This window comes from Pseudomonas sp. 22085, assembly GCF_052045815.1.
GTDB lineage: Bacteria > Pseudomonadota > Gammaproteobacteria > Pseudomonadales > Pseudomonadaceae > Aquipseudomonas > Aquipseudomonas glycinae.
Genome location: NZ_JBQEQA010000051.1, coordinates 1 through 596, shown reverse-complemented (window position 1 = coordinate 596; position 596 = coordinate 1). Strand labels below are relative to the sequence as shown.

At 62.9% G+C, this 596-nt stretch carries 1 protein-coding gene; it reads left to right on the top strand.

Annotated elements, in window-relative coordinates; genetic code table 11:
* Positions 1-596, top strand: a 596-nt coding sequence (locus tag ACTJK7_RS29065) for a VCBS domain-containing protein (protein ID WP_440781115.1), incomplete at both ends; no start/stop codon positions are given.

Sequence of the window (596 nt, the reverse complement as noted above, 5' to 3'; positions counted from 1 at the left end):
GTTTACGAGAAAAACCTCAGCGACGGCAGCAGCCCCGATGCACCCGCCCTGACCCAAAGCGGCACCTTCACCATCACCGCGCTGGACGGCGTCACCACGCTGACCATCGGCGGCATTGCCGTGGTCACTAACGGCGTAGCCGCAGGTTTCCCACAATCCATCGTCACCCCGTTGGGCAGCACCCTGACCATCACCGGTTTCAACGCTGCAACCGGCGTTGTCAGCTACAGCTACACCCTGGTCGATAACGAAGCGCACCCAACCGCCAACGGCGCCAACGTGCTCAACGAGCAGTTCGCCGTCACCGTGGTCGATGACAACGGCACCACCGCCAACGCGACGCTGGACGTGAACATTGTCGACGACCTGCCAAAAGGCGTGGACGACAGCAACGCCGGCACCGCCTCGGAAACCAACCTCACCTTGAACGGCAACGTCCTGACCAACGACGTGCAGGGCGCCGACCGCGTGCCTGTCGGCGAAAACGCCGGCCCGATCACGGCGGGCACTTTCACCGGGACTTACGGCACCCTGGTGCTGAACGCCAACGGCACTTACACCTACACGCTCAATACCAGCGACGCCGATTTCAAAGC